The sequence below is a fragment of the Acidobacteriota bacterium genome (genome assembly GCA_003225175.1).
Lineage (GTDB): Bacteria > Acidobacteriota > Terriglobia > Terriglobales > Acidobacteriaceae > Gp1-AA112.
In genome coordinates, this window is sequence record QIBA01000143.1 from 1 (window position 1) to 3,321 (window position 3,321).

Annotated in this window: 1 protein-coding gene; it reads right to left on the reverse strand. The window is 28.6% G+C overall.

Annotated elements, in window-relative coordinates:
- Positions 1-2,138: 2,138 nt before the first annotated feature.
- Positions 2,139-2,834 carry a hypothetical protein gene (locus DMG62_23785; protein ID PYY20297.1) on the reverse strand — a complete coding sequence of 232 codons (696 nt, stop codon included), beginning with the start codon at positions 2,832-2,834 and terminating at the stop codon, positions 2,139-2,141.
- Positions 2,835-3,321: the final 487 nt, after the last annotated feature.

The window sequence follows — 3,321 nt, forward strand, 5'->3', positions numbered from 1 at the left end:
AAAAAAAAGAAAAGTGGAATTTAAATTAAGCTTGGGAAAAGAATTTAGAGACATAGCTGATCAGTTTAAAGGAAGCAAGTACATTGAATACAAAGATTGAATACTTGTTAGCCTCCTTCTATGGTCTCTAGTTTACATAGAACAATATTGAGAATCCACACTATGTATGCCGCTGAACGACGAGATTTTATATTAATTCAACATACGGAAGAAGAAGAATTGGCGAATGAGCTCGTTCCGGGAGTAATATTATTTGTATATATTTTATTTTACCTATGCTATATTTAGCAAGTATAAAATGTGAATTGCATTTTAGAATTATATTATAATTATTTTTCCAATTACATATCCATCAAACATCAGTAGGATCGAAACTGATCTTTTTCATCGTAAAGTTCGAGATCGATCTTTCTCATCAGGCAGGTTTCGTTACAAGTCGAAATCGAAGGAACATTACCGGTGATGGGTCCGAATTCCAAGATCACCAAAGCTAGGAACCCATATGATCATCTTAAAATTTAATTGACAAAATCAGTGTTGAATTGAAAATGATTGCTAATTGTTTTTTTTCGTTTTGTAAAATGTTGTATTAACGTTTTTTTTAATAGATAGTTTTTTACGAATTTAACGACATAATGTTATATTCAGCACTATGTACTAATCGATTATTTAAAAAAAGTATTAAATTATGACATTTGCTTTGCATTCTCAAAGCCACTTTGTAGATAGTTCTTCACCTTCTTATTTTAATTTTGATGTTAACTAAATAGGAAAAAAACAAATAACGCAACCACTAAATTCAATAGACATTTCGTCGAAAAATTGGCCCGCACTATAAATAACTCCACCCAGAATTTTGTTTCGGCGAAATGTACCCTAACGCTATCGACTGCGTAGAATTATATAGTCCTTCGTAAAAATATATTTGGTAAAGAAAGCAGCACTTATTTGGAATTTATAATCGACTTTTTTATTAGCTAACGCTAATATACGATAACGACAAATATCGATATATCTTGCATTATACTAAATATATATTAATGAATAACGTAACAGTCTAATTATAAGTAATTAATTAAGAAACAATATAGTAATGTTTCGAATTTGATAATGGGTAATAAAAATATTAAAATTTTCTTATGAATGTTATATGAACATCTAATCAAATAAAGGTTAATAATTGAATTTTAATTCTTGCTAAAAGTCAAAATGGTAGAAACTTCAATAGCTAATTGAATAAATAAATTATTAGAGAAAAGTTAGAACTTACTTTTATCATTTTCATTAAAATTTATCGTGCAATGCTTTTTGCTATTTTCGTATTTTACAAATGTTCCTATTTTTATAGTTGAGCCACGGTTTTTAAACGATACTAGATCTAAATGATTAAATCAAAATTATTTTTAGAGTAATGCTTGGTTAAATAATGAACAGTAGCCCTTACTTACATCCGGGTTCAAGATCATTAACTGTTTTATGCGAAGTTCGTTCCAGTTTTGATGTTTTGATTTTTTTAGCATTATTATCAACATTTTTTTGCTTGGACATTTCAGCATTTTTGGTCAAATGACGAAAATGAGAGTTCGATCCTAGAAATAGTCAATCTTATAATGATAATTTTTTTTATAAAAATTAACAAATTCATCGTATATTTATTAACACAGTGGCGAATTTCTCTATTCAAACAAACGTGTCAAGACGTCTTTACTTTCCTTTGCTCTGCGGCGTAGGAACAGTTGGTATAAATTTTATAAACATCCTATTACTACTACAAATTGAATCATCACTACTATCAAAATCATTATTCTTGGAAATTTTTTTACTATTCGCATTTATCAATTTCTCTATAATTTCTATTTGAATGATGGTTTCGTTGAGTAGATTGCGAATTTCTTTAAATGTAATATTTGTCAAGAAGTTGGTTGTATTAGTTATCAAAAAGAAGATTATTTGGATGTTATTACTTTTTAGGATTTCTGGGAGTTGAGAAAGTTTCGAAAATATTGAAATTTCTAAAAATTGCTTCTAAATCAACGTCCTTTTCCGATTGTTCATATATTTGAATTATACCGTCTAACATTAATTTCATCTTCCACATAATATCCAAAAACTTCTGTATTTCATCGGTTGGTGTATTTTTATAAAGCGGAATATGAATTGTATATAACAATACTTTTCGAACAATAGGATAATACTTCAAATCCATAAAATAGACATAAATATTCACTGTATAAGTGGATTAGAAATACAGGATGTTTACGGTTCTTCCTGTAATTTCTATCCAATGCATTTTTCCCCAACTTTCGCAATTTTGTATGATCGCCTATTGCGTGATCCATAGGATTGTAGTGGAATGGACTGTAACTAACCTCAATGAAGAATACTTCATTAAATATATTATTATAAAATAATTTTCCAATTACGTCAGGTCTTTTATCGACACCTCGCTCATCTTTAGCAGACACTGATTGTTCGGTGTCCCATCCCTTAATATATTTGGGAGCAATAAATTTTATAAATGACGCAAGGAAATCATGAGTAAATGTTGATTCATTTACGAGGGCAGGAGATCGAATTTGATATGCATAATTATTACGAATTAAGTGCAAATCATAAATAAAATGCTTGAACTGAAAATCCGAAGAATCCTCTTGACACTGGTTAATCCATTCTATAAGTGTATCACTATTTATTGGCAGGGCTTTGTTTTCAAATTCTAACTCATATTTTGTGAAGTTGTTCCAATCCTTTTCTTCTACTTGCTTAATTATATCATTGTGTTTTACTTTTAAATGATCATAGTTAATAACAGCCGATAGAAGAGGATCATCCACATCGAATTCAATTGTCGAAATAGATTTGGCTATAGTGGCTATAACCTTATCTTTATGTCCATTGAACTAAAAAATATTTAATTATATTAGACCTTTTTTCAAATTCCAAACTTAAAAAAAAACCAGACCTACTTTTCCAAATTCAGTAATTAAATGTTGAACATTCGCGTTTTTAGTTGTGTCCATCCTAAATTTTTGATTTCACTAGTCAATAACATCGACAAAGAGTGAATATATTTATATTCTATTTTAGCTTGAGCTAATAGATCAAAGAATGGTTTTACACGTTCTTTTTCACCCTTTAAAGTAACAAAAAAAAAAAGTTAACTGTCAAAAAATTCATATTGAAATTTATTATTAACTAATATTAAACTTGATCAGAATATCATTTCTAGTTTTATTATAAGTAGCCAAAAGGAATTAGACCTTATGCGAAGATAAAGTTAAATCAACCGCCAAGTATATTGACGGGTGTTTGATTTTCTTT